This is a genomic window from Cryobacterium sp. M15, assembly GCF_002929675.1.
Classification (GTDB): Bacteria; Actinomycetota; Actinomycetes; order Actinomycetales; family Microbacteriaceae; genus Cryobacterium; species Cryobacterium lyxosi.
Genome location: NZ_PJJW01000034.1, coordinates 20,200 through 44,144, shown reverse-complemented (window position 1 = coordinate 44,144; position 23,945 = coordinate 20,200). Strand labels below are relative to the sequence as shown.

The window sequence follows — 23,945 nt, the reverse complement described above, 5'->3', positions numbered from 1 at the left end:
TCGCCTGACCCGTGTCACTACGGACGGGGCCCGGGCCCCGTCCCCCGGCCCAGCTTATAAACTGGGCCCCGGAACATAAGGTGGGCCCAGCGCATGCTGCCCGCCCCCTCAGGAGTGTCGGCGGGCATACCGCAGGAACAGCATGTCGCCGGCGCGCAACACGTGCAACAACTCCATAGCGCGGGTCGCCGCGCTTGTGCCGACCGCGATGCGCCCGGCAGAGCCCCCCTCGAGCACCGGGGCGAGGCTCAAGCAGAGCTCGTCGACCCGGTCCGCCGCCACGAGGTCGCCGAATAGGTGCGGACCGCCCTCGCAGAGAATCTGGGGCAGACCGCGCTCGGCGAGCTCCGCCACCATGCGTCGCGGGTCAACCCTGTCCTCGCCGCAGTCGACCACATCAGCGCGCGAGGCGAGCGCCACCCGCCGGTCGGTCGGCGCTGCGGCATGGGTCAGCACAATTGGTCGGGTCACCGCATTGGTGAACACCGGATGCTCGGGGTCAAGATCCAGCCGACCCGATACGATTGCGACCCGGGGCTGGGCGGCCAGGCCGGCCTGCACGCGCCAGGTCGCGTCATCCGCTGGCAGCAGAATGCCGCCATAGCCCTCGGCGCGTACCGTTCCGGCACCGACCAGAATGACATCGGTGAGCAGCCGCAGGGTGTCGAAGACGATCTTGTCGTCGGCGTTGTTCAGGCCGCCGCTGAGCCCCTCATGCGTTGCAGCACCATCGAGGCTGGCGATGAAGTTGACGCGTACCCGCGGCACCGATCGGGCGGCCACTCGGTAGTGCTCGATCAGTTCGGCCCGAGGTGGCAGTTCGACCCGCATCAGGCGAGGTTGTGGCGCTCGTAGGCGGGCTCACGAAACCCGAGGATGGCCTCGGTCATGCGCACGGCGTCGACAGCGGCCCGCACGTTGTGCATGCGCACGATGCGGGCACCCTGCAGAATGCACACCGTCATGGCGGCCAGAGAACCCTCCACGCGTTCGCCGCGTGGCCGGTCCAGGCTCTCCCCCACGAAATCTTTGTTGGACACGGCGACCAGGGTCGGCAGGCCGAGTGCAGTGATCTCGCCGAGCCGCCGGGTCAGCTCGAGCGAGTGTCGGGTGGTCTTGTTGAGGTCGTGGCCCGGGTCAATGATGATTCGCTCTCGCAAAACGCCGCGTCCCATAGCCCGATCGACCCGGGCCAACAGAAACTCGCTGACATCGGCGACGACGTCGTCATAGTGCGGCGCCGGGTGCGGCCTGCGCGGCGCGGCCAGGCTATGGGTTATCACGAGTGTGGCGTCGCTGTCCGCGACGATGTCGGCCATGGCTGGATCGTGTACGCCGGTAGTGTCGTTGATCACGTGCGCGCCGGCGGCGATGCTCGCGGCAGCCACTGCGGGGTGAAAGGTGTCGACCGAGATGACCACGCCCGAGCCGCGCAGCGCCTCGACCACCGGAACTACACGGTCGATCTCCTGCTCGATGGGCACTGCCGGCCCGGGCGCGAATTTGGCACCGCCGATGTCGATCCAGTCGGCCCCATCGGCAATTGCCCGATGCGCCGCCACAACGGATGCGTCGAGCGCGAACGTTGCGCCTTGGTCATAGAACGAGTCCGGCGTGCGATTGACGATGGCCATCACGGCCACCTCTCGATCGAAGTTGAAGGTGCGGCCGCCGATCACCCGGCGCGGGGCATCTATTTGAGGCAACGTCAGTGCTGTTTCGGGGGTCGTGCGGTTCATAGCGGTCCTCACCTGTGAAGCGAATCGATCGTCCATGACCATCATGTCGGTAATCCGCGTCCCGCAACGGATATCTGCCACCCATCTCCGCACACACCGTTCACTATCAGCAAAGCTCCAGCTAACGCGCAGATACTGGGGACATGACTGACGGCCCCCGCATACTTATCGTCGATGACGAACCCAATATCCGCGATCTCCTCACCACCAGCCTCCGCTTCGCCGGTTTCGCCGTGCGCGCTGTTGGCAATGGCGCACAGGCCATCTCCGCCGTACTCGAGGAAGAACCGGACCTCATCATTCTCGACGTCATGCTGCCGGACATGAACGGCTTCGGGGTTACGAAACGCCTGCGTTCGGCCGGTTACACCGCCCCGATCCTGTTCCTGACCGCAAAGGACGACACCGAAGATAAGATCACCGGCCTCACCGTCGGCGGTGACGATTACGTGACCAAGCCATTCAGCCTCGACGAGATCGTCGCCCGCATCAAGGCGATCCTGCGTCGCACCATGCACGCTGACGAAGACGCCGTGATCCGTGCTGGCGAGCTCACCATGGATCAGGACACCCACGAGGTTCTCGTCGGCACGGAAGCCATCGAACTGAGTCCCACCGAGTTCAAGCTGCTGCGCTACCTCATGCTCAACCCCAACCGCGTGCTGTCCAAGGCGCAGATTCTGGACCATGTCTGGGAATACGACTTCAACGGTGACGCCGGAATTGTGGAGAGCTACATTTCCTACTTGCGCCGCAAGGTCGATGTGCACTCGAGCGAACCACTCATTCAGACCAAGCGTGGCTTCGGCTACATGCTCAAGGCTGCCAAGGCTTAGTCCCAGAGAACTTTCGTAGGCTGAAGTCCCATGCACGAAACCCTGTCGAGACGGTGGAGCAGCATCTCCCTCCGTTCCAAAATCACCGGCGTCACGGTGCTGATGCTCACGCTCGGCCTGCTTGTTTCAGGCATCGGGACCATGGCAATGCTGAAGCAGTACGTGGTGACACAGGTCGATACGCAGCTGCAGGTCGACACGCAAACCGCGCTCAGCGGCTACTCGTCGAGTGTGTTCTCGCAGGGAGACACCGAGGGCGTTGCATCGGACTACTTCGTGGCACTCTACGACCAGGACGGCACCCTGATCACGCGCACCTGGCAAGAACGCGACCACGCCGAACTGCCGGTCGTGGGCATGCCGCTCGACCTGAAACGGGTCTCTCAGCTCGACGGCCAGATCCAAACCCTGTGGGACGCTGCCCACGACACCGAGTTTCACGCGATCATGGTTCCCGTCGTGATCAGCCCTACCGGCACCTATGGCACCCTCGTCATGGCGGTGTCGCTGCGGCCGACCGAGAACACCATGGCTACCTACCTCACGATCTTTCTCGGCTTCGGCGCTGGCGTTGTCTTGATCGGGGCCATGCTCACCCGGGTGCTCGTCACGACCACCTTCGTGCCGCTGCGTGAGGCAGAGCAGACCGCCGCGGCCATCGCCGACGGTGACTTCAGTCAGCGCCTCGGTGGTGCCACCCCGAACACCGAGGTCGGTCGCCTCAACCGTTCGCTCAACATCATGCTCAGCCGCATCGACCGCGCCTTCAAGGACCGCGCCCGCACCATCGACCAGATGCGCCGTTTCGTCGGCGATGCGAGCCACGAATTGCGCACCCCCCTCGTCTCCGTTCGTGGCTACGCCGAGCTATACCGCATGGGCGCGCTGCAGACGCCCGAAGATGTTGCCCAGGCCATGGAACGCATCGAAAAAGAGGCCATCCGCATGGGCGGCCTGGTCGAGGATCTGCTGGAACTGGCCCGTCTCGATGAAACCAAGCCGCTCGCTTTGACTCCGGTGGATCTCGTTCCACTGGCCCGCGACGCCGCCCTCGACACCATGGCCAGTTCCCCCGGCCGCCAGGTCACCGTTCTCACTCCCCCGCCGCCGGTTAAGCCGCGCGGCGACGACCTCGGCGTGACTCTTGACGGGGACTCGGGTGAAATTCTTCCAGTCGGGAACGACTCATCGGAGAGCGTCACCACCGGCACCATCACCCGGCCGTCGGGGACCGGTACACCAACCGGAGCGATCGCCTTTGCCGGAGCCACCCTGGCCCGGCTGCGTACCCGCAAGCCCCGTCGGGGAAGCCCCGTTATGCCCGACGCCGACCTGACCGCACTGCCGGTGGATACGCTACTACCGCCGATCGTCATGGCTGAAGAGAATAAGATTCGCCAGGTCATCACCAACCTCATGGGCAACGCGATGCGCTTCACCGCCACTGACAGCCCGATCGAACTCGAAGTCATGGTGGATTCGCAGACCCAGCGGGCATCGATCGCCGTGATCGACCACGGCGAAGGTATTCCGCCGCAGATTCGAGAGAAAATCTTTCAGCGCTTCTGGCGCGCCGACTCCTCTCGCGCCCGTGAAACCGGCGGCAGCGGGCTCGGGCTGGCTATCGTCGCCGCAATCGTCGCGAGCCACAACGGCACGGTCGACGTCGTCGAAACCCCGGGCGGAGGCGCGACTTTCCGCGTTTCACTCCCGCTCGCCGGCACACCGAGCGCCCCGCAGCACGCGCAGCCCGTCATTCCGTAGGTATTTCGCCGCACCCTCCACAGGTCACCAGCGGCGGCATGCGCGCACAGATCCGTTTCGAAGAGCGGATGCCGCCCGCCCACCTTCTACGCTCACAGTCACCAACCACTGTTATGTAGGAGAAGGGCACACCATGACAAGCTTCCAGGTCGACAGCGATGCGGTACAGAGTACGGCGAGTACCGCCCGTGGCACCATTGCTCGCGTGCAGGCAGATGTCGGCGACCTCAACGCCCAGCTGACCAGCCTCGAAGGGTTCTGGACCGGCCAGGCTTCCGCGGCCTTCCAGGGGGCCTTCGCCGAGTGGCGCGGCATGCACCAGCAGCTGGAAGAAAGCCTGACTCTGCTCAATCAGGCCCTGAGCGTTGCCGGGCAGCAGTACGCCGAGACCGAGCAGGCCAACACCCGTCTGTTTGTGCGGTAGGCATCCGCTGTAATCGTGGACCGCCGGTCATCCCTTGAGCAATGAGTTGCCCGATCCCTGCGGCCACAAACTCACGGGCGGCCGTGTGACATGCGCAAAGTGGGCGCCTCCCGAGGGAGACGCCCACTTTGTGGTGTTTGTTGGTGCTGGCTCGGACTTAGAAGTCCATGCCGCCCGAGGGGTCGCCGGCCGGAGCCGAGTTCTTCTCGGGCTTGTCGGCGACGACGGCCTCGGTGGTGAGGAACAGTCCGGCGATCGACGACGCGTTCAGCAGCGCGGAACGGGTGACCTTCACCGGGTCATTGATTCCGGCAGCGATCATGTCGACGTACTCGCCGGTGGCGGCGTTGAGGCCCCATCCGACGGGCAGGTTGCGCACCTTGTCGGCGACGACGCCGGGCTCCATGCCGGCGTTGAGCGCGATCTGCTTGAGCGGGGCGTCGATGGCCACGCGCACGATGTTGGCGCCCGTTGCCTCGTCGCCGACGAGGTCAAGGACAGCCTTGCTCTCGAATGCGGTCTTGCCGGCCTGGATGAGGGCGACGCCACCACCGGCGACGATGCCCTCTTCAACGGCAGCCTTGGCGTTGCGCACTGCATCTTCGATGCGGTGCTTGCGCTCCTTGAGCTCAACCTCCGTAGCGGCTCCGGCCTTGATGACAGCAACGCCGCCAGCAAGCTTGGCGAGGCGCTCCTGGAGCTTCTCGCGGTCGTAGTCGCTGTCCGTGTTCTCGATCTCGGCGCGGATCTGCGAGACGCGACCGGCGATGGCTTCGACGTCACCGGCACCCTCGACGATCGTGGTCTCGTCCTTGGTGATGACGACCTTGCGGGCGTTACCAAGCAGGTCGAGCGTGACGTTCTCGAGCTTGAGGCCGACCTCTTCCGAGATGACCTGTCCACCGGTGAGGATGGCGATATCCTGCAGCTGAGCCTTACGACGGTCTCCGAAGCCCGGAGCCTTGACGGCGACGGACTTGAAGATGCCACGGATCTTGTTTACAACGAGCGTGGCGAGGGCTTCGCCGTCGACGTCTTCCGCAATGATGAGGAGCTGCTTGCCGGTCTGGATGACCTTGTCCACGATGGGGAGCAGGTCCTTGATGTTGGAGACCTTGGAGTTGACGATCAGGATGTAGGGGTCTTCGAAGACCGCTTCCTGACGATCAGGGTCGGTGACGAAGTACGCCGACAGGAAGCCCTTGTCGAAGCGCATGCCCTCGGTGAGCTCGAGCTCGGTGCCGAAGGTGTTCGACTCCTCGACGGTGACAACACCTTCCTTGCCGACCTTGTCGATAGCCTCGGCGATGATCGCGCCGATTTCAGTGTCTCCGGCGGAGATCGACGCGGTCGCGGCGATCTCTTCCTTGGTCTCGATCTCCTTGGCGCTGGCGATGAGCTCGGCGATGACAGCTGCCGTGGCCTTTTCGATACCGCGCTTCAGGCTGATCGGGTCAGCGCCGGCTGCGACGTTGCGCAGGCCTTCGCGAACCAGGGCCTGGGCCAGGACGGTCGCGGTGGTCGTACCGTCGCCGGCAACGTCATCCGTCTTCTTGGCGACCTCTTTGACGAGTTCCGCACCGATCTTCTCGTACGGGTCGTCGAGTTCGATCTCCTTGGCGATGGACACACCGTCGTTGGTGATCGTGGGGGCGCCCCACTTCTTCTCCAGAACGACGTTGCGGCCGCGCGGGCCGAGGGTGACCTTGACGGTGTCGGCCAGAATGTTCAGGCCGCGCTCAAGCCCACGACGGGCCTCTTCATTGAATGCAATGATTTTTGCCATATGTGTAACTCGTCCCTCCCGGACGTTCCAAACGATGATGGGGTTGGCACTCAGGTGACGAGAGTGCTAAGTCGATTCTGGCACTCTGGGGTCGAGAGTGCAAGCGAGCATCTGGGGTTACACCGGGCCAGCTGCAGACCGTCAGGGAACGAGATCGGTCGAGCCGGTGCCGTTGGGCACCAATTGAAACCAGGTATTGCCCGGAGCTAGCCGAATTGTTACTCCATGAGCGTCGACGAGGCGGATCGGTGCGGTCTGAGAGCTCTTGCTCCAGGTGGCCGCAAGCGTCTTTCCACCGGTCGAAATCGACGCTTCACCCGAAGAGATGAGTTCGGTCTTGGGGATGCTTTGGTCGACGGTGACGTCCACCCGCAGCACCACAACATTGGTGGCCGCCAGCTGCACACCGTCGCCGGTGAGGTCGGGCGCGCCGTCCTGCGCGCGCAGGTAAGCGGTGGCTTCAGCATTCCAGGTCCAGCTGCGGGCACTCGAGTTGGAGAACCGGGTGTTGACCACTGAAATCGGAGCGCCATCCACGACAGCAGACGCTCCGGCGAGCGTGGCCGCATAGGCGTACTGCTGGGCAGGCGGGGCAACTGTGACGTTGCGGTTCGCGAATTCAGAGGCGGCGAGGATTACGTTGTGCGGGGCCGCAGTAGCTTTCGATCGGGAGAACAAACCGGTCGTGTCGTAGTCAAAGATGGCGCTGATCTGACCGGTCGCGGTCATGGCATCGACGAATCGCTGCTGGCCGCCCGAATACGAAACGAGGCCGCCGAACGGGGCGATAATATCGGGGTCCATCGGGCGGATCGACCGTACCGGCCCGACCTGGTCGGGAATGCTCGACTGCCACACGGCGACGTACCGGGTGATGCCACCTTCGACCAGTTCTTCGAACACGAGGTCGGTGCGGTCGATCGCGACCTGCGGGCGGGCGGCCACGTGGTTGTCGATCTTGGCCGCGAGGGAGGGGTGCGCCGACGACCCGACTGCCACAGCAATGCCGGTGAGCGGTGCGATCTCCGTGGCGGCGGGGGCACCATAGCCCGAAGCCCAAGCGGGGGTTGGAGTCCGGGTCGGCGTCGCACTACTGCCGGAGCATCCGCTCAGCAGCAGTGCCGGCACGATCAGAGTGAGCAAGACCGCGGACTTCAACGGTCGTGTCGTGCGGGCTGTTTTTTTCTTGGTCACCGGTAAACACTAATGCCGCCCGTTGCAGCGGGCGGCATTAGGTGGGGGACAGACCCCGATTACGGCGTGTGTCAGGCCGGTCGAACCGATTCAGCCTGGGGGCCTTTCGCTCCGGCACCGACCTCGAAGACTACCTGCTGGCCTTCTTCAAGAACCTTGTACCCGCTCATGTCGATGGCGGAGTAGTGGACGAAAACGTCTTGCCCTCCCCCATCGACAGTGATGAAGCCGAAACCCTTTTCAGCGTTGAACCATTTCACGGTTCCGTTCGCCATGTGTTACTCCTTGCTCAATTTCGACGGCACCGCCCATTGGCTGTTCCGGGCCCTGTCGCAAAAACTGCGTTCATTCTGTGCGAGCAGCAAATCCCCGAGAGCAAGTCTTCTGTTTCAAGTTACCTACTGGTGCAAGTTACCTTGGGCGAGCGTTCTTGATCCGGGCGGGTATTGCCCGAACAAAATGTTTGACCAAGTCCAGATAGTACTGAAGCCACGGCGAAAGAATAGGGGCTTGACGAACCGGGCAATGCCCACTATGCCCGAAGTTTTGACTGCCTGTCAGCCTGCTGGCAGCGCATAGTCGTTGCCGACGACGACGGTGAGGGCCGCTCCCGAATCGACGAAGCTGGTCGAGACAACGATCTTCGATCCCGGCAGTAAAGCCGCGACGCCGCGTGCGGCGCCTTCTTTGCTGGCATCGGCGTAATAAACGACGGTAATCGGTTCGGTGTCGGTGCTCGCATTGCCGGTGGCGCTGACCACCCAGCCAGCGGCGGTAAGCGTGTCGCTGACGGATGCTGCGACGCCGTTCCTCGCGGAGCCGTTCAACACATTCACGGTCAGCGCCGGGTCGACGGTCGCTTCGGCGGTCGGAATAGCGGTCTCGGTGGGGACCGGAGTCGAGCCCGGCGACGACAAGCCGGGGATACTGGAAAAGTCGAGGCGGTTGTTGATCGCGAAGATTCCGACCACTCCGACCGCGATCAAGAGCACGGTGGCGCCGAGCGCCCACCAGAACCCGATCCAGCCGCGGCCCCTTCTACGGGGAGCACGGTGGGCACCGACTCGGTCGAGGGCATGCATATGGGTGTCGAAACGGTCTTTCGCAAATTTTCGCGCCATAATGATTGGATCCTTGATTGGCCGGTCGCCCCATGCCGGCGAAATGCGGTCAGATACTAGTCGTGAGCGGGCAGCGAACGACTGGCGCGCGCCTCGGATCGGGCGGAACGCATCCGCTGCAGTCGGTTCACGAGCATCGGGTCGAAGGCCAGTGCCAACGGTGAGTCGACCAGCGCCGCCAATAGTTGATAGTAGCGCGCGGCCGAGAGACCGAAGGTGGCGCGGATAGCCTCTTCCTTGGCGCCGACATGCCGCCACCATTGCCGTTCAAAGGTCAGCACGGCTGCATCGCGTTCGCTGAGTTGGGTCAAATCAGGTGCGCTTCTGGCGGGCGGAGCGGAAGGTTGTGCGTGGGTCGGTGTTCTCTCACTCATTGATGTATCTTTCCCCCAAAGCAGTTTTGACGGAACATCCGACGCACTCATCCTATTTGCGAGCGACTGGATGTTGTCTCCGGCACGCCCGGAACGCCGGAGTTGCGGGGTCTATCGCCGTGCAAACACTGCGAAACGGCCGGGCCTGGAATGCGGGTACTGCCACACGAGTTTAGGCTGAGTAGACGTTGTCCGTTTGTGGACGGCCGGATCGAAGGGACATCCACCATGGACTACGCAATCAAGAAGTCAAACAGCGAGTGGCGCTCCGAACTGGGCGACGAAAAATTCGCAGTGCTGCGCGAGGCTGGTACCGAGCGCCCCGGCACCGGCAAGCTGCTCGACGAGAGTCGGGCTGGCACGTACACCTGCGGCGCCTGTGACGCCGAGCTGTTTAAGAGTGGCACCAAGTTCGATTCCGACTGCGGCTGGCCAAGTTTCTACGAGTCGGTACGACCCGAAGCGGTCGAGCTGCTCGAAGACCGTTCGCTCGGCACCGTGCGCACGGAGGTCCGCTGCGCAAACTGCGGCTCGCATCTGGGTCACGTTTTTCCCGACGGATTTGGCACCCCGACCGGCGATCGCTATTGCATGAACTCGATCTCGCTCACCTTCACGCCCGCCGAGTAGAGCGGTGAGCCTGCCTCCCTCAACAACGAATGTTGTCCCGTCTGCGGTCTTCCAAGCCGTCAATTGCCGGCGCAGCTACTCCAAAGTGACGGCGTTCGCGCCTACCCGGGCCGAGTTGTTGCCCTTGGTAGGCGCAGCGGCGCGGGTAGCCGATCACGGTGCGCTGCGGCCGTGGCGCCTGCTCGAACTACGCGGCGAAGCGTTGGAACGGCTGGGAGCGGCATTTGTGGCGGCATCCGCTTGTCAGGGCAGCGAGGCCGTCAAACTAGCCGGCAAACCGTTGCGGGCGCCACTGCTGATTGCCGTCGTCGCCGTGCGGCGGGCCAGTGACAAGGTGGCCGACTGGGAGCAGGATGCGTCGGCGGCGGGCGTCGCACACCTGCTCACGCTACTGCTCGACGACGCCGGCTGGGGTGCGATGTGGCGCACCGGACCGTTCGTGCGCGCGGCAGCGGTGCGTGCGGTGCACGGCCTCGCCGACAACGAGGAACTGCTCGGATGGCTGTATGTCGGCGGGATTCCGGTGGACTGCAAGCCTGGTGTGCGGCTGTCGATAGACCCCGTCGAGTTTCTCGAAGTTCTGTGATCGAACGCTGGTTCTCGGCGCTGGTTCTCGGCACGAGTTCTCGGCACGAGTTCTAGGCGGTAAGATGGCCGGGGCGACGCCAGCGCACCGCGGCAATGACCACGGCCACGAGCGCCAGCGCGGTCCCGACGATGGTCGTCACGCCGAGCGGATGCCCCGACGTTGGCGCGAGCAGATCCAGCGCGAGGGCGCAGACCAACTGGCCGGCCACGATGCACAGGCCGAGCATGAGTACCCCGGTGGTGCGCACGACGACCGCGGCCCCGGCGATGAAGACGCAGCCGATGAGTCCGCCGGTGTAAAGCCACGGATTCGCCGGCAAGTCGAACGCGAAACCGACCAGCAGGCCGTGCACGAGGGCGGCGAGTACAAGGGCGATGGTGCCGGTGAGAAAGTTCAGAAAGGTCGCCGTGAGCGCGCTTTGGGCAGTGACTCGCACCTGACCGTTGACGGCCTGCTGCCAGCCCTGGCCGATACCGGCGATCAGCGGCAGCGCTAGCAGCCAGAGCGCGCCGCTGCCGCGCAGCTCGCCGCTCACCGTGAAGGCGACGGCGATCAGGGCGAGCACGGCACCAATGATTTTGGACGCGTGCAAAGGACGTCGCCCGCCCGGGCCGATGCCGAAACGGTCCATGAGCACGCCGCTCACGGTTTGGCCGGCCACTACGGCGACCGTGAACAGGGCGATGCCGAGCGGTGCGGCAACGAGCCCCTGCGACAGCACGAACAAGGCGCCGGCCAGTCCGCCGAACAGGTGCCACCAAGACAGGTGGTTCGCTGCAACGCCGCGCGCGACGAGTTGCAGGCCACGGCGTCCGCTGCGGAACACGATGAGTCCGAGGCTGAGAACAATCAGACCGGAACCGAAAGAGATGACGGCGGCGGTGAATCCGTCGCCGATTCGGTGCCCGAGTTCGCCGTTCACCCGTGATTGCACGGCGTACAACGCACCGATCAGCACGGAGAAGACGAGGGCTAGCCAAACCGGCACAGCGGATGCCGCGAGCGCGGTCGACGCATCCGTTCGTTTTCGTGCGCGGGCCTGGGTCACCTGGTAATTCTACGAGAGAGTACGTTGCCGCGCCGCCCGGCCTACCGGGACCCTCCGACCAACCCTGGGCCGCTGGGCCGCTGGGCCGCTGGGCCGCTGGGCCGCTGGGCCGCTGGGCCCACCTTATGACCCCGGGCCCAGTTTATAGACTGGGCCCACGGTCCGGGCCCGGGCCCCGTCCGTGAGAGACAGCGCGGCGAGAGTCAAGCGGCGCGCACTTGGATCTGGCCGGGGGCGGCTCCGTCGCTGCCGAAAACCAGGCGGCGGTTGGCGATCTTGTCGGTGAAGAAGCGGTCGTGGCTGACCACCACGACGGCGCCGGGAAAGTGCACGAGGGCGCGTTCCATCACCTGGGTGCTCGACATGTCGAGATGGTTGGTCGGTTCGTCGAGCAACAGCACCGAAGCTCCGGAAAGCAAGCATTGGGCCATCGCCACGCGGGCGCGCTGCCCACCTGAGAGAGCACCGATCTTCTGCTTGAGATCGGCCTCACTGAACTGGAACATGGTCAAAAAACGGTTGACCGACTTTTTCGTCGCGGTGAGGGCAAGACTGCCGGGCATGGCGTTGACGGCATGGCTGACGGTATCGGTCTCGTCGAGTTCGGCCAGAATTTGATTGTACGAGACGACGCCGGCGCCGCTGGCCCAGGCGACCGAGCCGTGGTCGGCCGTCTCCTCACCGGTGAGCACCCGCAACAGGGTGGTTTTGCCGCTGCCGTTGCTGCCGAGGACGACGATGCGGTTGCCGCGGCGCACCTCGAAGCTGAGGTCTTCGAACAAGAGTTTGTCGCCGTAGCTCTTGGCGAGGCCATCGACCCGACACAGCACGTCCTTGACGTGCAAATTGCCGTAGATCTCGGTGATGATCTGGTCTACCGGGCGCGGCGTGCGCGACTTCTTGATGTGGGCCAGCTGGTTGCCGAGCTGGCGACTCTCCGCCTTGGCTGCTTCCCGACGGTCGGCGATTCCCTCGGCCTCGAAGGCAAGCAGCTCGGATTCGTGCACGAACTGAGCCTGAAGAGTCTTGAGCCGAAACTGCTTCTGCACGATGTACTCACCGAAGTTGCCGGGATACTCGTGCAGGTGAAAGTTTTCCACCTCGATAATGCGGGTGACGACGGCGTCAAGAAACTTGCGGTCGTGGGAGACGACGATGGCGGCACCCTTGAAGCTCGTGAACCAGGCTTCGAGCCACTCAACGCCGGCCACATCGAGATAGTTGGTGGGTTCGTCGAGCAGCAGCACGTCAGGGGCTTCCAACACGATCTTGGCCAGGGCAGCACGGTTGCGCCAGCCGCCGGACAACTCGTCAATCGTGCAGACGCGGTGCGCCTCGCTGAACCCGAGGGTGGTCAGCGCGGTGTCAATGTGGCGTTTGTAGTCCCAACCGTCCAGGCGGTCCATCTCCTCGAATAGCTCGCCCTGCCGGGTGATCAGCCGGTCGAGTTCTGCGCTGGCCGAAGCGTCGAGGGCGATTGCCGCGTCAATCGCCGCGAGTTCAGCCTCAATCGCTTTCACGTCCACGAACAACGCGTCGAGCGCTTCGGTGATGGTTTGGGCGCCGTTGAGTTCTGAGAACTGGGAAAAGTAGCCGACCCGAATGCCGTCCTCGAGCGTGACCTCGCCGGTGTCGGGCGAGACCTGGTCGAGGATGAGCTTGAGAATGGTGGATTTGCCGGAGCCGTTCTTGCCGATCAGGCCGACCCGGTCACCGGGTTCCAGGCGAAAGAACGCTTCGCGCAGAATCTGCGTGTTCTCGAAGCGAATACTGACGTCGTTCAGCCGGATCAGGCTCATGCGTGTTTCCTCTCAGGGCGCGCGGGCATCCGCACCTAAAAACCCCGCCATCAGTGTACGTGGCGACCCTGTTTTGCCCGGCGGCTGAGGCCATAGGGTAGGCCCGCGACGCATCGCCGTAGCCACGCCGACCTCACCTGCTGCGCCAACCGCATCGCGGGCGAGCGCCCATCCGGCTGTAAACCCACTCACGCTTCTGGCGTGGGAGTCGTGGGGCCGGCCACGGGACTTGAACCCGTAACCCCCACTTTACAAGAGTGGTGCGCTACCAATTGCGCCAGGCCGGCATGAGGCACGGGGCCTCAGTCCACCATCCTAAATGATTTCAGCGCTGCCACGGGCAACAGCCAAGCGGATGCGCGTGGCGCGAGTTGAAGCATCCGCTTCGGCGATGTGGCGCACTAACCGCCGGGGGTGGGATCTGGCGTCGGCGTTGAGGTGGAATACGTCTCGCCAAGGGCCACCTGTACGAAGGATGCGAACTCTTTCGGGTCTTCGAGCGATCCGGTATATGGCTTGCCGTTGACCAGGATGGTCGGCGTTCCGATGATGGACTCCATTGAGGAATTGGGGATAGGACCGTCGAGCGCACGGTTGGTTGCCGCTGTGACCCACGACTCGTAGGTGCCGTCCTCGATGCAGGCATTGATGTCGGAGAGGGCTGTGTTCACACCGGATTTCCGGACGACGGTTTTGATCTCGTCGTCGCTGCGGCCGGGCGATGTTTCTTTCGGCTGGTCGACGAACAGGGCCGAGCTGAAGGCGAAGAAATCATCCGGTGAGTAATTGGCGACGCACGCTGTCGCGTTCGCTGCGCGCAGGGAGTACTTGGTGCCGGCGGATTTGCTCGTGAGAATAGCTACCGGGTGGATTTCCACTGTTGCCGCGCCGGAGTCGACCCATTGGGCGATTTGTTTGTTGTTGGCGTCTTCGAAGTCGCCGCAGAGCGGGCAGAGGTAGTCGACGTAGATCCGGATGTTGGCTACGGCGCCGGTGGTATCCGGTTTGGATGGCCTCGGGTTTGCGTCGGGCTGCAATGCGGGTGTCAGAGAAGTGACCATTCCCTCGCCGATGAGAGCGCCGTCACTGGCCATGTTCTTCGGGCCCGGACCGGCCGGTTTGATCGAATTCATGATGATGACGGAAACCAATACGACGATCGCGACGGCTGCGATCGCGATGCCGCCTTGCAAAAATACCTTGTTCCGGCGGTCCTTCTTTTTTTGACTGACTCGAAGCTGCTTGGCTTTTACCCGGGCGGCGTCACGCCGCCGGTTTTTTGCGGGACTGCCGTCGCCTGATCCGCCAATAGTCATAAAAAATCGCTTTCCAGAAGAGGGAGCGCGCGTGAAGGCGCCTCTGAGATAGTAGGTCCCGTGACTGGGAATCGACCAAACGGGTCGCGGACCCGCGCCGGAACATCCGTCGTGTAATATTGAAGCAAACGCGTGCCGTAGCACACGAAGCATGAATCCTATTCACAACGGATCGTCCGGCACGTTCCTGCCGGTGAAGGAGAAATAATTATGGCTTCAGTGACCTTTGACAAGGCAACCCGGCTGTACCCGGGGTCCACCAGGCCGGCTGTTGACCAGCTCGACCTCCAAGTCGCGGATGGCGAATTTCTGGTCCTGGTCGGCCCGTCCGGCTGTGGCAAGTCCACGTCACTGCGCATGCTCGCCGGTCTCGAAGAGGTCAACGACGGCAGTATTTTCATCGGCGAGCGGAATGTAACGGATGTTCCGCCGAAAGACCGCGATATCGCCATGGTCTTCCAGAACTACGCGCTGTACCCGCACATGACCGTCGCCGAGAACATGGGTTTCGCGCTCAAAATCGCCGGCATCAACAAAGATGAGCGCGCCGCCCGCGTGCTCGAAGCGGCCAAACTGCTCGATCTGGAACCATACCTCAGCCGCAAGCCGAAGGCACTCTCCGGCGGCCAGCGTCAACGCGTTGCCATGGGCCGCGCGATCGTTCGTCAGCCGCAGGTGTTCCTGATGGATGAGCCGCTCTCCAACCTCGACGCCAAACTGCGCGTGCAGACGCGCACCCAGATCGCTTCGTTGCAGCGTCGGCTCGGCGTCACCACCGTCTACGTGACCCACGACCAGACCGAGGCTCTCACCATGGGCGACCGGATTGCGGTCCTGAAGGACGGCGTCCTGCAGCAGGTCGGTTCGCCTCGCGACCTGTACGCGAAGCCGCAGAACGTGTTCGTGGCCGGTTTCATCGGCAGCCCCGCGATGAACCTGTTCCTCGCGGACACCGTCGATGGCGGCATCAAGTTCGGCACGGCCACCGTTCCCGTGCAGCGCGAGACGCTCGCCAACTCGACCGGCAAGAAGGTGACCGTCGGCATTCGCCCGGAGGACATCCAGATGTCGTCCGCCGCCGGCGAAGGCCTGCAGATCGAGGTCGACCTGGTTGAGGAACTCGGCGCTGACGGCTATCTCTACGGTCACTCCACGATCGAGGGCAAGCGCACCGACATCGTCGCGCGCGTCGACGGCCGTTCGCACCCGAACGCCGGTGAGACGGTGTACCTCACGGCCACGCCGAACCACCTGCACGTGTTCGACGCGGAAAGCGGCCTGCGCCTCGGCGGCGCCGTCACCGACTAGTCAGTATCGTAAAACGGCTGGAGGGAGTGCGCTCCCTCCAGCCGTTTGTTGTTTGTTAGGGTCAAATAATGAGCGGTTCACTCAACATCACGTCGGCTACGGTCGATCCTGCCCTGCTCGACCTGCCGTGGCAGCTGCCCCTCGACGCCTGGCCGAATGAGAACATCGCCTCACTGCCCAAGGGCATCTCGCGCCACCTCGTGCGGTTCGCTCACTTGAGCGGTCGGGTGGTGGCCATCAAAGAGACCACGAGCGAGATGGCCAAGCGCGAATACGACATGTTGCGCACCCTGGCCAACCTCGAGATTCCCTGCGTCGAGCCGGTAGCCGTCATCACCGACAGAACGGATGCCGCGCTCGACCCGCTTAATTCGGTTCTGGTTACCCGTCATCTCAAGTTCTCACTCCCGTACCGCGCGCTGTACTCGCACGAACTGCGCCCGGATACCGCCACCCGGCTGGTCGATGCCCTCGCGGTGCTACTGGTGCGCCTGCACATGATCGGTTTTTTCTGGGGCGACGTCTCGCTTTCGAATACCCTGTTTCGTCGCGACGCCGGCGCCTTCGCCGCCTACCTCGTCGATGCTGAAACGGGACAGCTGTACTCGGGCGGTCTCTCGAACGGCCAGCGCGAGAACGACCTCGAAATTGCCCGGGTGAACATCGCCGGCGAGCTGATGGATCTGGAAGCCGGCGGTCGCGTCGCCGACGAGTTGGACCCGGTGCGCATCAGCAACGGCATCGTCGCGGCCTATCGGCTGCTCTGGCAGGAACTCACCGGCTCCGAGTCCTTCTCCAACTCCGAACGCTGGCGAATTGCGCAGCGGGTGGAACGTCTCAATGACCTCGGCTTCGACATCGAGGAACTCGCCATCAAGACCGACAGCACGGGTTCAAGCGTGCGCATCCAGCCGAAAGTTGTCGACGCTGGCCACCATCAGCGCCGGCTACTGCGCTTGACCGGCCTCGACGCGGAAGAAAACCAGGCCCGCCGTCTGCTGAACGACCTCGACTCTTATCGGGCTGCCTACGGTGACCCTGGAGCGGACGAAGAAATGGTCGCGCACGAGTGGCTGGTGCGGGTGTTCGAACCGGTGGTGCGCGCCATCCCCGAGGAGTTGCGAGGCAAACTCGAACGCGCAGAGGTGTTTCACCAGTTGCTCGATCACCGCTGGTTCATGGCGCAAAACCAGGCGCGGGATATTCCGCTCGCCGAGGCCGTGACTTCGTACGTGCAGGACGTACTGCGCCACCGCCGCGACGAGGCGACCGTGATCGACCCGCTCACCGGAGCCATCACCCTGCCGATTCGCATGCAGCTGGGCGACGACGCGTCCGCTGACCCCGACGATGCCGATGACTGGATGCTCAAGGTCTAGCCTTCTGTGGTTTCCCTGGCCCGTTCGGTACTTCCCTCTCGGACGGGGCCCAGGCCCCGTCCACGGGCCCAGTTTATAAACTGGGCCCAGGGTCACAAGGTGGGCCCGGCGCAGTGGCGACGGAAATTGGCGCCATTTAGGGTACGCGCGGGGCGCATCCGCTACAGGTTTACGCGCGCGGGACGTCGTGCTGAATCATGAATTCGGAGAATAAGCGAGGAGAGTAGGCCGTGTCCCAGTCCCAGCGGTCGAAGCTGGTGACTTCAGGACGCAGGAGATTTTCTCGATTCTTCTCGGCGACGACCACGTCGTCCGGGTGCCGGTCGCCCAATAGTGCGCCCCGGGTGTACTTGATTTTGCCGTCGAATTCGCCGATCTTGCGCACTCCGCGCCAGAAGAAGTCGACCCAGTACTCTCGGCCCTGCACGACGAAGCGCACCTGAAGTTCGGGTATCTCGAAGCCCAACTCGGCCATGCGTACCCGGCTCAACGACTCGCCCGGATTGGCAGACAGCGGATTCGCGAAGTCTATGACCCGGCGCACCGTTTGGCTTCCGCGTCTGGGATGCACCATCGCCAGTTCGGCGTAGAGGTCGTCCTTGCAGAGTACCGGAGCACTGCAACTGCCCTGCCGGCGTTCCCGCTGCCCGCGCTCCTGCTCCACGCGCAGGGCGTGGTCCATCATCGTGACGCCGACGAGAAAGCTTGAGGTTGCCGCCACATCGATGAGGGTGCGCGTGAGAGTGGTAGCGACGCATCCGTTTATCGTGATCGACTCCGGCTCGACCACGCTGCGATGGCTCATGGTGAATCGGGCGCTGCTGCCCCCGGCCGCGTCGTTGTTGATCGCGTGCACGACTGTAGGCCAAGGTCCGATGATGGGCAGGTTGTACAGTACCGCCGCCGAATGATGGGAGAGGAGAAGCGGTTCCTCGGCCGTGAACACGGTGGCACGAACGAAGAGTCGATAATGGGCGTCGCTCTCGGCCCTGCGCCAGGTGTCCCCCGAGGCATAAACTCCGCGACGGATGCGTACCAGCTCACCATTCGCAAGCAGTGCGCGCACGGCCCGCGTGTTCAGCCCCGCCGCCCACAGGGACTCGGCGAGAATTAGGCCACCGTTGTGGGCACTTGGAACATCCAGAAGCTCAAGCATGACTAATTGTCATCATGCTCAGGACGTGGAAGGTGTGACGTCGACTGATCTGTGGAAAGCGGGCAGCAACATCCGCTGTGGAGGGCGGTCACTGGTCGGGGACGTTCAGTCAATCGCGATGGTCGCCGGGCCCACCTTATGACCGTGGGCCCAGTTTATAAACTGGGCCCGTGGACGGGGCCCGGGCCCCGTCCACAAAGGAACGAGGCTACTGCTTGGCGGCCTTTGCCTGCTTGATCTGGGCACGCAGGCGCGCCACCTCGTACAGGGTGACTCCGGCAGCGATTCCGGCGTTGAGCGACTCGGTCGCAGCACTGATGGGAATCGAGACGATCGCGTCGCAGGTCTCGGTGACGAGGCGCGAGAGCCCCTTGCCCTCGCTGCCGACGACGATCACGACGGGCCGCTCCGCGAAGCCCGTGCCGAGGTCGGGCAGCGACACGTCGCCGTCGCCGTCGAGACCAAGCACGAACACGCCCTGCGCTTTGAGCGCTTTCAGGGTCTGGGTGAGGTTGCTCGCCATGGCAACGGGGGTGCGGGCGGCCGCTCCGGCGCTGGTCTTCCAGGCCGAGGCGGTCACGCCGACCGAGCGACGCTGCGGCACGATGATTCCGTGGCCGCCGAACGCAGCGGTCGAGCGGATGATCGCGCCCAGGTTGCGCGGGTCTGTGATGCCGTCGAGGGCCACAAACAGCGGCTTGTGGCCGCGGCTGATGGTGAGTTCGAGCAACTCCATCGGGTGCGCGTACTCGTAGGCGGGAACCTTGAGCGCGAGCCCCTGGTGCACGGCGTCACGACCGGCAAGCCGGTCGAGTTCGGGGCGCATGACCTCGAGGATGGGGATGTTGCGGCTCGTCGCCATGAGCAGCACCTCTTTGACCCGTTCATCCATTTCGATGCGTGCGGCGATGTACAGCGTCAGCGCAGGGATCTTCGCGCGCAGCGCCTCGAGCACCGAGTTGCGGCCGGTGACAATCTCGTGCTCGTCGATCTGCTTGGCCCGACGAGTCGAGGATCCGCCGCCGCCGGTGTTGCCAGTGCCGCGCTGGGGTGCACCCTGCGAGGCGCCGCGGGCGCCGCCACGAGGGGTGCCTCCACGGGCTCCGCCTCGGTTGGCGGACGCATCCGCTGCGGGACGCGAGTTGAAGCCACCGGCCGCGGTGAACCGCTCCGCCGCCGCCTTGCGCTTACCGGCGGGGTGGTACGGACGGTCTTCGGCCTTCGGCGTGGGCTTTTTACCCTCGAGCGCCTGGCGCCCTTGGCCGCCGGAGCCGACCTGGGCTCCGCGGCTGCCCTTGCGCACCGATCCGGTGCGCGATTTGCGGTCTAAGTTCTTCATCAGTCAAAGCTCCAATGGGCACCCGACGGGGTGTCTTCGATGGTGATTCCGGCGGCGACGAGTTCGTCCCGGATTCGGTCTGCGGCCGCGTAGTCGCGGTTTTCCCTGGCGAGGTTGCGGTCGCCGAGCAGTCGCTCGACCAACGCGCTCAGGGCCACCATGGCCGGTTCGTCCGTCGCCACGGCCCAGCCGGGCGACAAAGGGTTGATTCCCAGTACTTCGCTCATCGCGAGTACTCCACTGCGAGCGGATGCCGCAGCGTGCAGGTCTTCGGCATCCAGTGCAGCGTTGCCGGCACGCACGGTGTCGTGGAGTACGCCGAGCGCCTGCGGAACGGCGAGGTCGTCGTCCATAGCCACGGCGAAGTCATCCGGCACGATCTCGACGCCGGTTCCGGCGAACCGGGTTCCGGCGAGCCTTCGGTCGGCACGGTCGAGAAAACTTTCGACGCGCTCGAGGGCAGCTTCAGCCTCGAGCAGCGAACCGTCGTTGTAGTCGATGGTGGAGCGGTAGTGGGCAGCGCCGAGAAAATAGCGCACGACGATGGCGCGGGCCTGGCTGAGCAGTTCGGCCGCAAACACCGAGTTGCCAAGCGACTTCGACATCTTCTGACCGTTCACGTTCACCAGGCCGTTGTGCACCCAGTAGTTCGCGAAGTCACTGCCGGCCGCGTTGGACTGCGCGAGCTCGTTCTCGTGGTGCGGAAACCGCAGGTCGAGGCCGCCGCCGTGAATGTCGAAGTGCTCGCCGAGGTAGCGGGCGGCCATAGCGGAGCACTCGATGTGCCAGCCCGGACGGCCCTGCCCCCACGGCGAGATCCAGGCGGCGGAGGCGGGCTCGCCAGCCTTGGAACCCTTCCAGAGGGCGAAGTCGCGCGGGTCTTTCTTGCCGCGTGGGGAGGCGTCCGTTGCCGCTTCCATATTGCCGGGCGACTGGTGGGTGAGGGCGCCGTAGGCCGCCCAGCTCGCACTGTCAAAGTAGACGTCGCCCGACGAATCAGGGGCGGCATAGGCGTGACCACGCTCGATCAGGGTAGTGATGAGGGTCTGCATCTCGGTGATGCTCGCCGTCGCCCGCGGCTCGTAGGTGGGGGCGAGAATGCCGAGTCGCTGGTAGCCGGCGGTGAACTCGAGCTCGTAACGGTAGGCGAGGGCCCACCACTGCTCGCTCGATCCTTTCGCGTTGATCAAAATTTTGTCATCGATGTCGGTGACGTTGCGCACAAACGTGACGTTCAGTCCGCGGTAGCTGAGCCAGCGACGAAGCTGGTCGTAGACCAGGGCACTGCGCAGATGACCGATGTGCGGGCTGGACTGCACGGTGGGTCCACACACGTACATCGAGACCTGGCCCGCTTCGAGGGGGACGAAGTCACGCAAGGCCTGCGCCTTCGAATCGTAGAGTTGCATGGTCACGCCTCCCAGTTTAGGTCAGGGGTCTGACCCGGCTCGGGCAAGGGCGCAGGCGCGGCCGGCTGCCCGACGGACCGACCTGCGCAAGGTGCGAGGTAGAGCAACGCGGTGGCCGTCGCCGCCACACCTTCACCGCGGCCGGTAAAGCCGAGCGCGTCGGTCGTCGTCGCGGCAATATTGACCGGTGCGAGGAGGATTCGGGCGAGTAGCGTTTCTGCTTCGCCCCGACGCGGCGAAAACCTGGGGCGATTGCCGATAATCTGCACCGACACATTGCCGATGAGATAACCGGCGGCGGCGACCAGGCGCACGGTCTCGGTGAGGAAAATCTCGCCGTGTGCATCGGTGAATCGGGGGTCGGCCGTGCCGAAAACGCTGCCGATATCCCCCAGTCCGGCGGCGCCGAGTATGGCATCACAGATAGCGTGCGCGACGACATCGCCGTCGCTGTGCCCGCTCAGGCCGCGTTCCCCTGGCCAGTACAACCCGGCCAGCCAGAGCTCCGTGGTGGCGTCGGTAGCGAACGAGTGCACGTCGAGGCCCGTGCCGATGCGCGGAAGGTGCCAGGCGGGCGTCGGGGACGCAGTCGCCGCGTGCAGGATGGCCTCGGCACGTTCGAGGTCTTCGGGGGTCGTGATCTTGAAGGCGAGCGGATGGCCGGCAATAACGCTCACCGGGAGTCCGGCGTCGGCGACGAGGGCCGCATCGTCGGTGTGGGCCTCGAACCGGCCGTTCTGCGCGGCCCGGGCGTGGGCATCCGCGAGCATCGAGCGCGGAAAACCCTGCGGGGTCTGCACTGCGGAGAGCTCAGAACGATCGACGGTGCCGAGGATGGCGCCGGAATGAGCGATGCGCTTAATGGTGTCGACCAGGGGCAGCCCCGGAATAATGCCGTGTCCGGTGGAACGCACCGCAGCGACGACCTCGTCACAGAGGACGGCGGGGGTGAGCGCGCGCGCGGCGTCGTGCACGAGCACGATATCGATGCTCGGCATCAGTGCACTCATGCCCCGGTCGACCGAGTCCTGCCGGGTGCGCCCGCCTTCGATGATGGTGACCGTGCGCGAAGGAGGCGCGGCGATACTGGTGGACGTGGCGGCGGGACTGAGCGGAGGCGGCGTAGTGGTGTCGGGCGCCTCGTGACGGGCGGAGACCGAAGCGGCGATTCGTCGGGCATCCATCAGCCGGTCGATGGGGGCAACCACGATGACTTGCACCGCTTCACGCATTGCGAAGATCGAATCCAAGGCACGATCCAGGAGGGGGCGCATCTGCAGTAGGACGAATGCTTTGGGTTCGACGTGCCCGAGGCGGGAACCACTTCCGGCGGCCACGACGATGACGGCAACCGAGGGTGCAGCCGCTAATGCAGGTGAATCAGTCATATCTGGAGGGTATCTATCCGGGGGTCGGGCTGGAGAGCATGGTCAGGACAAGCAAGCAAAAAGGCGACGCCTGTCGGCGCCGCCTCTCACGAAGCACAGTGATCGAGCTGGGCTCGGAAGTTCAGGAAGCAAGGACCTCGTCGAGAACGGTGGATGCTTTCTCTTCGTCGGTTTTTTCGGCCAAGGCCAACTCGCTGATCAGAATTTGTCGGGCCTTGGCCAACATCCGCTTTTCACCGGCGGACAGGCCGCGGTCCTGGTCGCGGCGCCACAGGTCGCGCACCACCTCGGACACCTTGATCACATCGCCGCTGGCCAGCTTTTCGAGATTAGCCTTGTACCGACGGGACCAGTTGGTGGGCTCTTCGGTAAACGGTGCCCGCAGCACTTCAAAAACCTTGTCGAGGCCATCTTGGCCAATAACATCGCGAACGCCGACGAGATCAACGTTCTCGGCAGGAACTTCGATCGTCAGATCTCCCTGCGTGACGTTCAGCTTGAGGTACAGCTTTTCTTCACCCTTGATGATGCGAGTTTTCACCTCGGTGATCATCGCCGCGCCGTGGTGGGGATACACGACGGTCTCGCCAACCTCAAACAGCATGGATGTGATCCCTTCAGCGGACTAGAGTTTACCACAGCTAAGAGGTGCTACAGTACGCGCGCCCCCGCGAGGCACGTCGACGACAGTCGCGCCCCCAAACTCGCCGCTAAGCTAATAGCACAGGGAATTCTGCAGCGTCGGCCCACCGCCGAACGCTGCTTCAGTAGTGGAGGTTTTGTGAGAGCGCGCATCGCTGCATCCGTTGTATTGGCGGCTGGCATTCTGTTGGGCACGAGCGCGTGCGGGTTTTTCGCACCCCCGGCCACCTCGATCGCCTACAACGCGAGTGACGGTGTCAGCGGCGATGTGGGCGAGATTCACATTCGCAACGCTCTGCTGATCTCGACCGACGGGGAACTGGCCAATCTGGTCGTCTCCGTCGTGAACCCCACAGACGCCCTGCAGACCCTGCTCGTGCAGTACGAGTCGAGCACCGGAAAGGTGTCGCAGCAGGTGCCGGTTGAGGCCAACACGACCGTGACATTCGGCACAGAGGGCGCCCCCTCGGTGGTTCTGGACAACATGGCCAGCCAGCCCGGCTCGCTGTTTCCGGTGTTCTTCCAGTACGGAGAAGAGACCGGTATCGAGCTTTTGCTGCCCGTCCTCTCCGGCGCCCAGAGCGAGTACTCGACCCTTCTACCCACGCCAGCACCGACCGTGACACCGATCCCCACGGAAGTACCGACCGTGACACCGACCCCCCCGGCCACGCCTTCCGCGTAACCCGCGCAACACACGAAGC

At 64.1% G+C, this 23,945-nt stretch carries 23 protein-coding genes and 1 tRNA gene; 8 read left to right on the top strand and 16 right to left on the bottom strand.

What is annotated here, in order from left to right:
* Positions 1–108: 108 nt before the first annotated feature.
* Together CXY83_RS05960 and folP are read right to left on the bottom strand one after the other, a co-directional pair.
* On the bottom strand, positions 109–831 hold the full coding sequence (locus CXY83_RS05960; RefSeq protein ID WP_104196467.1) for a pyrimidine reductase family protein: 723 nt from the start codon (positions 829–831) through the stop codon (positions 109–111).
* The gene (gene folP, locus CXY83_RS05955; RefSeq protein ID WP_104196576.1) at positions 831–1,739 is read right to left on the bottom strand and encodes a dihydropteroate synthase; all 909 of its coding nucleotides are present in this window, start codon (positions 1,737–1,739) and stop codon (positions 831–833) included. Before folP ends, CXY83_RS05960 begins: the two co-directional genes overlap by 1 nt.
* Before the next feature lie 143 nt (positions 1,740–1,882).
* On the opposite strand from folP, the gene CXY83_RS05950 reads away from it, so the two are divergent.
* The 3 genes from CXY83_RS05950 to CXY83_RS05940 all read left to right on the top strand — a co-directional run bounded on the left by CXY83_RS05950 (position 1,883) and on the right by CXY83_RS05940 (position 4,763).
* Positions 1,883–2,575, top strand: coding sequence for a response regulator transcription factor (locus CXY83_RS05950; protein WP_092112483.1), 693 nt, complete (start codon positions 1,883–1,885; stop codon positions 2,573–2,575).
* A 30-nt stretch (positions 2,576–2,605) separates the two neighbouring features.
* Complete coding sequence (locus CXY83_RS05945) at positions 2,606–4,339, top strand: HAMP domain-containing sensor histidine kinase (RefSeq protein WP_104196466.1); 1,734 nt, start codon at positions 2,606–2,608, stop codon at positions 4,337–4,339.
* A gap of 133 nt (positions 4,340–4,472) precedes the next feature.
* Positions 4,473–4,763 (top strand): WXG100 family type VII secretion target, encoded by a 291-nt coding sequence (locus CXY83_RS05940; protein ID WP_104127599.1) that lies wholly within the window; start codon positions 4,473–4,475, stop codon positions 4,761–4,763.
* Positions 4,764–4,920: 157 nt separating this feature from the next.
* On the opposite strand, the gene groL is transcribed toward CXY83_RS05940, so the two are convergent.
* The 5 genes from groL to CXY83_RS05915 form a co-directional block, all read right to left on the bottom strand.
* Positions 4,921–6,549: a chaperonin GroEL gene (gene groL / locus CXY83_RS05935; protein WP_104127600.1), complete on the bottom strand. Its 1,629-nt coding sequence runs from the start codon at positions 6,547–6,549 to the stop codon at positions 4,921–4,923.
* Between the two features lie 141 nt (positions 6,550–6,690).
* Positions 6,691–7,743, bottom strand: coding sequence for a DUF3048 domain-containing protein (locus tag CXY83_RS05930; RefSeq protein WP_104196465.1), 1,053 nt, complete (start codon positions 7,741–7,743; stop codon positions 6,691–6,693).
* Positions 7,744–7,814: 71 nt separating this feature from the next.
* Positions 7,815–8,018, bottom strand: a complete 204-nt coding sequence (locus CXY83_RS05925) for a cold-shock protein (RefSeq protein ID WP_035834941.1) — start codon at positions 8,016–8,018, stop codon at positions 7,815–7,817.
* Positions 8,019–8,300: 282 nt separating this feature from the next.
* Positions 8,301–8,864 (bottom strand): LytR C-terminal domain-containing protein, encoded by a 564-nt coding sequence (locus CXY83_RS05920; RefSeq protein WP_104196464.1) that lies wholly within the window; start codon positions 8,862–8,864, stop codon positions 8,301–8,303.
* Between the two features lie 56 nt (positions 8,865–8,920).
* Entirely contained in the window at positions 8,921–9,238 is a 318-nt protein-coding gene (locus CXY83_RS05915) for a DUF3263 domain-containing protein (RefSeq protein WP_104196463.1), read from the bottom strand.
* Between the two features lie 228 nt (positions 9,239–9,466).
* On the opposite strand from CXY83_RS05915, the gene msrB reads away from it, so the two are divergent.
* The gene (gene msrB, locus CXY83_RS05910) at positions 9,467–9,868 is read left to right on the top strand and encodes a peptide-methionine (R)-S-oxide reductase MsrB (protein WP_104196462.1); all 402 of its coding nucleotides are present in this window, start codon (positions 9,467–9,469) and stop codon (positions 9,866–9,868) included.
* A 4-nt stretch (positions 9,869–9,872) separates the two neighbouring features.
* Entirely contained in the window at positions 9,873–10,454 is a 582-nt protein-coding gene (locus tag CXY83_RS05905; RefSeq protein WP_369831131.1) for a nitroreductase family protein, read from the top strand.
* A 52-nt stretch (positions 10,455–10,506) separates the two neighbouring features.
* On the opposite strand, the gene CXY83_RS05900 is transcribed toward CXY83_RS05905, so the two are convergent.
* The 4 genes from CXY83_RS05900 to CXY83_RS05885 all read right to left on the bottom strand — a co-directional run bounded on the left by CXY83_RS05900 (position 10,507) and on the right by CXY83_RS05885 (position 14,620).
* A complete protein-coding gene (locus CXY83_RS05900; RefSeq protein WP_233200632.1) occupies positions 10,507–11,505 on the bottom strand; it encodes a DMT family transporter in 999 nt (332 codons plus the stop codon).
* A 203-nt stretch (positions 11,506–11,708) separates the two neighbouring features.
* Positions 11,709–13,304 (bottom strand): ABC-F family ATP-binding cassette domain-containing protein, encoded by a 1,596-nt coding sequence (locus tag CXY83_RS05895; protein ID WP_104196461.1) that lies wholly within the window; start codon positions 13,302–13,304, stop codon positions 11,709–11,711.
* 211 nt (positions 13,305–13,515) lie between these two features.
* Positions 13,516–13,591 (bottom strand) — tRNA-Thr (locus CXY83_RS05890).
* 114 nt (positions 13,592–13,705) lie between these two features.
* Positions 13,706–14,620 carry a thioredoxin domain-containing protein gene (locus CXY83_RS05885; RefSeq protein ID WP_104196460.1) on the bottom strand — a complete coding sequence of 305 codons (915 nt, stop codon included), beginning with the start codon at positions 14,618–14,620 and terminating at the stop codon, positions 13,706–13,708.
* A 210-nt stretch (positions 14,621–14,830) separates the two neighbouring features.
* Here CXY83_RS05885 and CXY83_RS05880 point away from each other — a divergent pair, with 210 nt between their 5' ends.
* Complete coding sequence (locus tag CXY83_RS05880) at positions 14,831–15,928, top strand: ABC transporter ATP-binding protein (RefSeq protein WP_104196459.1); 1,098 nt, start codon at positions 14,831–14,833, stop codon at positions 15,926–15,928.
* Between the two features lie 68 nt (positions 15,929–15,996).
* Positions 15,997–17,307 carry a DUF4032 domain-containing protein gene (locus CXY83_RS05875; RefSeq protein WP_104196458.1) on the top strand — a complete coding sequence of 437 codons (1,311 nt, stop codon included), beginning with the start codon at positions 15,997–15,999 and terminating at the stop codon, positions 17,305–17,307.
* A gap of 169 nt (positions 17,308–17,476) precedes the next feature.
* Here CXY83_RS05875 and CXY83_RS05870 read toward each other — a convergent pair whose 3' ends face one another.
* The 5 genes from CXY83_RS05870 to CXY83_RS05850 form a co-directional block, all read right to left on the bottom strand.
* Positions 17,477–18,463 (bottom strand): type IV toxin-antitoxin system AbiEi family antitoxin domain-containing protein, encoded by a 987-nt coding sequence (locus CXY83_RS05870; protein WP_104196457.1) that lies wholly within the window; start codon positions 18,461–18,463, stop codon positions 17,477–17,479.
* 208 nt (positions 18,464–18,671) lie between these two features.
* On the bottom strand, positions 18,672–19,802 hold the full coding sequence (gene rlmB, locus CXY83_RS05865) for a 23S rRNA (guanosine(2251)-2'-O)-methyltransferase RlmB (protein ID WP_104196456.1): 1,131 nt from the start codon (positions 19,800–19,802) through the stop codon (positions 18,672–18,674).
* Positions 19,802–21,217, bottom strand: coding sequence for a cysteine--tRNA ligase (gene cysS / locus CXY83_RS05860; protein ID WP_104196455.1), 1,416 nt, complete (start codon positions 21,215–21,217; stop codon positions 19,802–19,804). Before cysS ends, rlmB begins: the two co-directional genes overlap by 1 nt.
* Positions 21,214–22,599, bottom strand: a complete 1,386-nt coding sequence (gene ispD / locus CXY83_RS05855; RefSeq protein ID WP_104196454.1) for a 2-C-methyl-D-erythritol 4-phosphate cytidylyltransferase — start codon at positions 22,597–22,599, stop codon at positions 21,214–21,216. Before ispD ends, cysS begins: the two co-directional genes overlap by 4 nt.
* 121 nt (positions 22,600–22,720) lie before the next feature.
* Positions 22,721–23,203 (bottom strand): CarD family transcriptional regulator, encoded by a 483-nt coding sequence (locus CXY83_RS05850; RefSeq protein WP_104192043.1) that lies wholly within the window; start codon positions 23,201–23,203, stop codon positions 22,721–22,723.
* A gap of 177 nt (positions 23,204–23,380) precedes the next feature.
* Here CXY83_RS05850 and CXY83_RS17360 point away from each other — a divergent pair, with 177 nt between their 5' ends.
* On the top strand, positions 23,381–23,926 hold the full coding sequence (locus tag CXY83_RS17360; RefSeq protein WP_146069871.1) for a hypothetical protein: 546 nt from the start codon (positions 23,381–23,383) through the stop codon (positions 23,924–23,926).
* Positions 23,927–23,945: the final 19 nt, after the last annotated feature.

Bases quoted from the DNA above. Each gene is read 5' to 3' on its own strand.
- msrB (WP_104196462.1), top strand. From the start codon at position 9,467: ATGGACTACGCAATCAAGAAGTCAAACAGCGAGTGGCGCTCCGAACTG.
- CXY83_RS05870 (WP_104196457.1), bottom strand. From the start codon at position 18,463: ATGCTTGAGCTTCTGGATGTTCCAAGTGCCCACAACGGTGGCCTAATT.
- CXY83_RS05880 (WP_104196459.1), top strand. From the start codon at position 14,831: ATGGCTTCAGTGACCTTTGACAAGGCAACCCGGCTGTACCCGGGGTCC.
- ispD (WP_104196454.1), bottom strand. From the start codon at position 22,599: ATGACTGATTCACCTGCATTAGCGGCTGCACCCTCGGTTGCCGTCATC.
- CXY83_RS05920 (WP_104196464.1), bottom strand. From the start codon at position 8,864: ATGGCGCGAAAATTTGCGAAAGACCGTTTCGACACCCATATGCATGCC.
- folP (WP_104196576.1), bottom strand. From the start codon at position 1,739: ATGAACCGCACGACCCCCGAAACAGCACTGACGTTGCCTCAAATAGAT.
- CXY83_RS05925 (WP_035834941.1), bottom strand. From the start codon at position 8,018: ATGGCGAACGGAACCGTGAAATGGTTCAACGCTGAAAAGGGTTTCGGC.
- CXY83_RS05850 (WP_104192043.1), bottom strand. From the start codon at position 23,203: ATGCTGTTTGAGGTTGGCGAGACCGTCGTGTATCCCCACCACGGCGCG.
- CXY83_RS05885 (WP_104196460.1), bottom strand. From the start codon at position 14,620: ATGACTATTGGCGGATCAGGCGACGGCAGTCCCGCAAAAAACCGGCGG.
- CXY83_RS05915 (WP_104196463.1), bottom strand. From the start codon at position 9,238: ATGAGTGAGAGAACACCGACCCACGCACAACCTTCCGCTCCGCCCGCC.
- CXY83_RS05895 (WP_104196461.1), bottom strand. From the start codon at position 13,304: ATGAGCCTGATCCGGCTGAACGACGTCAGTATTCGCTTCGAGAACACG.
- CXY83_RS05875 (WP_104196458.1), top strand. From the start codon at position 15,997: ATGAGCGGTTCACTCAACATCACGTCGGCTACGGTCGATCCTGCCCTG.
- rlmB (WP_104196456.1), bottom strand. From the start codon at position 19,802: ATGAAGAACTTAGACCGCAAATCGCGCACCGGATCGGTGCGCAAGGGC.
- CXY83_RS05945 (WP_104196466.1), top strand. From the start codon at position 2,606: ATGCACGAAACCCTGTCGAGACGGTGGAGCAGCATCTCCCTCCGTTCC.
- CXY83_RS05940 (WP_104127599.1), top strand. From the start codon at position 4,473: ATGACAAGCTTCCAGGTCGACAGCGATGCGGTACAGAGTACGGCGAGT.
- groL (WP_104127600.1), bottom strand. From the start codon at position 6,549: ATGGCAAAAATCATTGCATTCAATGAAGAGGCCCGTCGTGGGCTTGAG.
- CXY83_RS05960 (WP_104196467.1), bottom strand. From the start codon at position 831: ATGCGGGTCGAACTGCCACCTCGGGCCGAACTGATCGAGCACTACCGA.
- CXY83_RS05950 (WP_092112483.1), top strand. From the start codon at position 1,883: ATGACTGACGGCCCCCGCATACTTATCGTCGATGACGAACCCAATATC.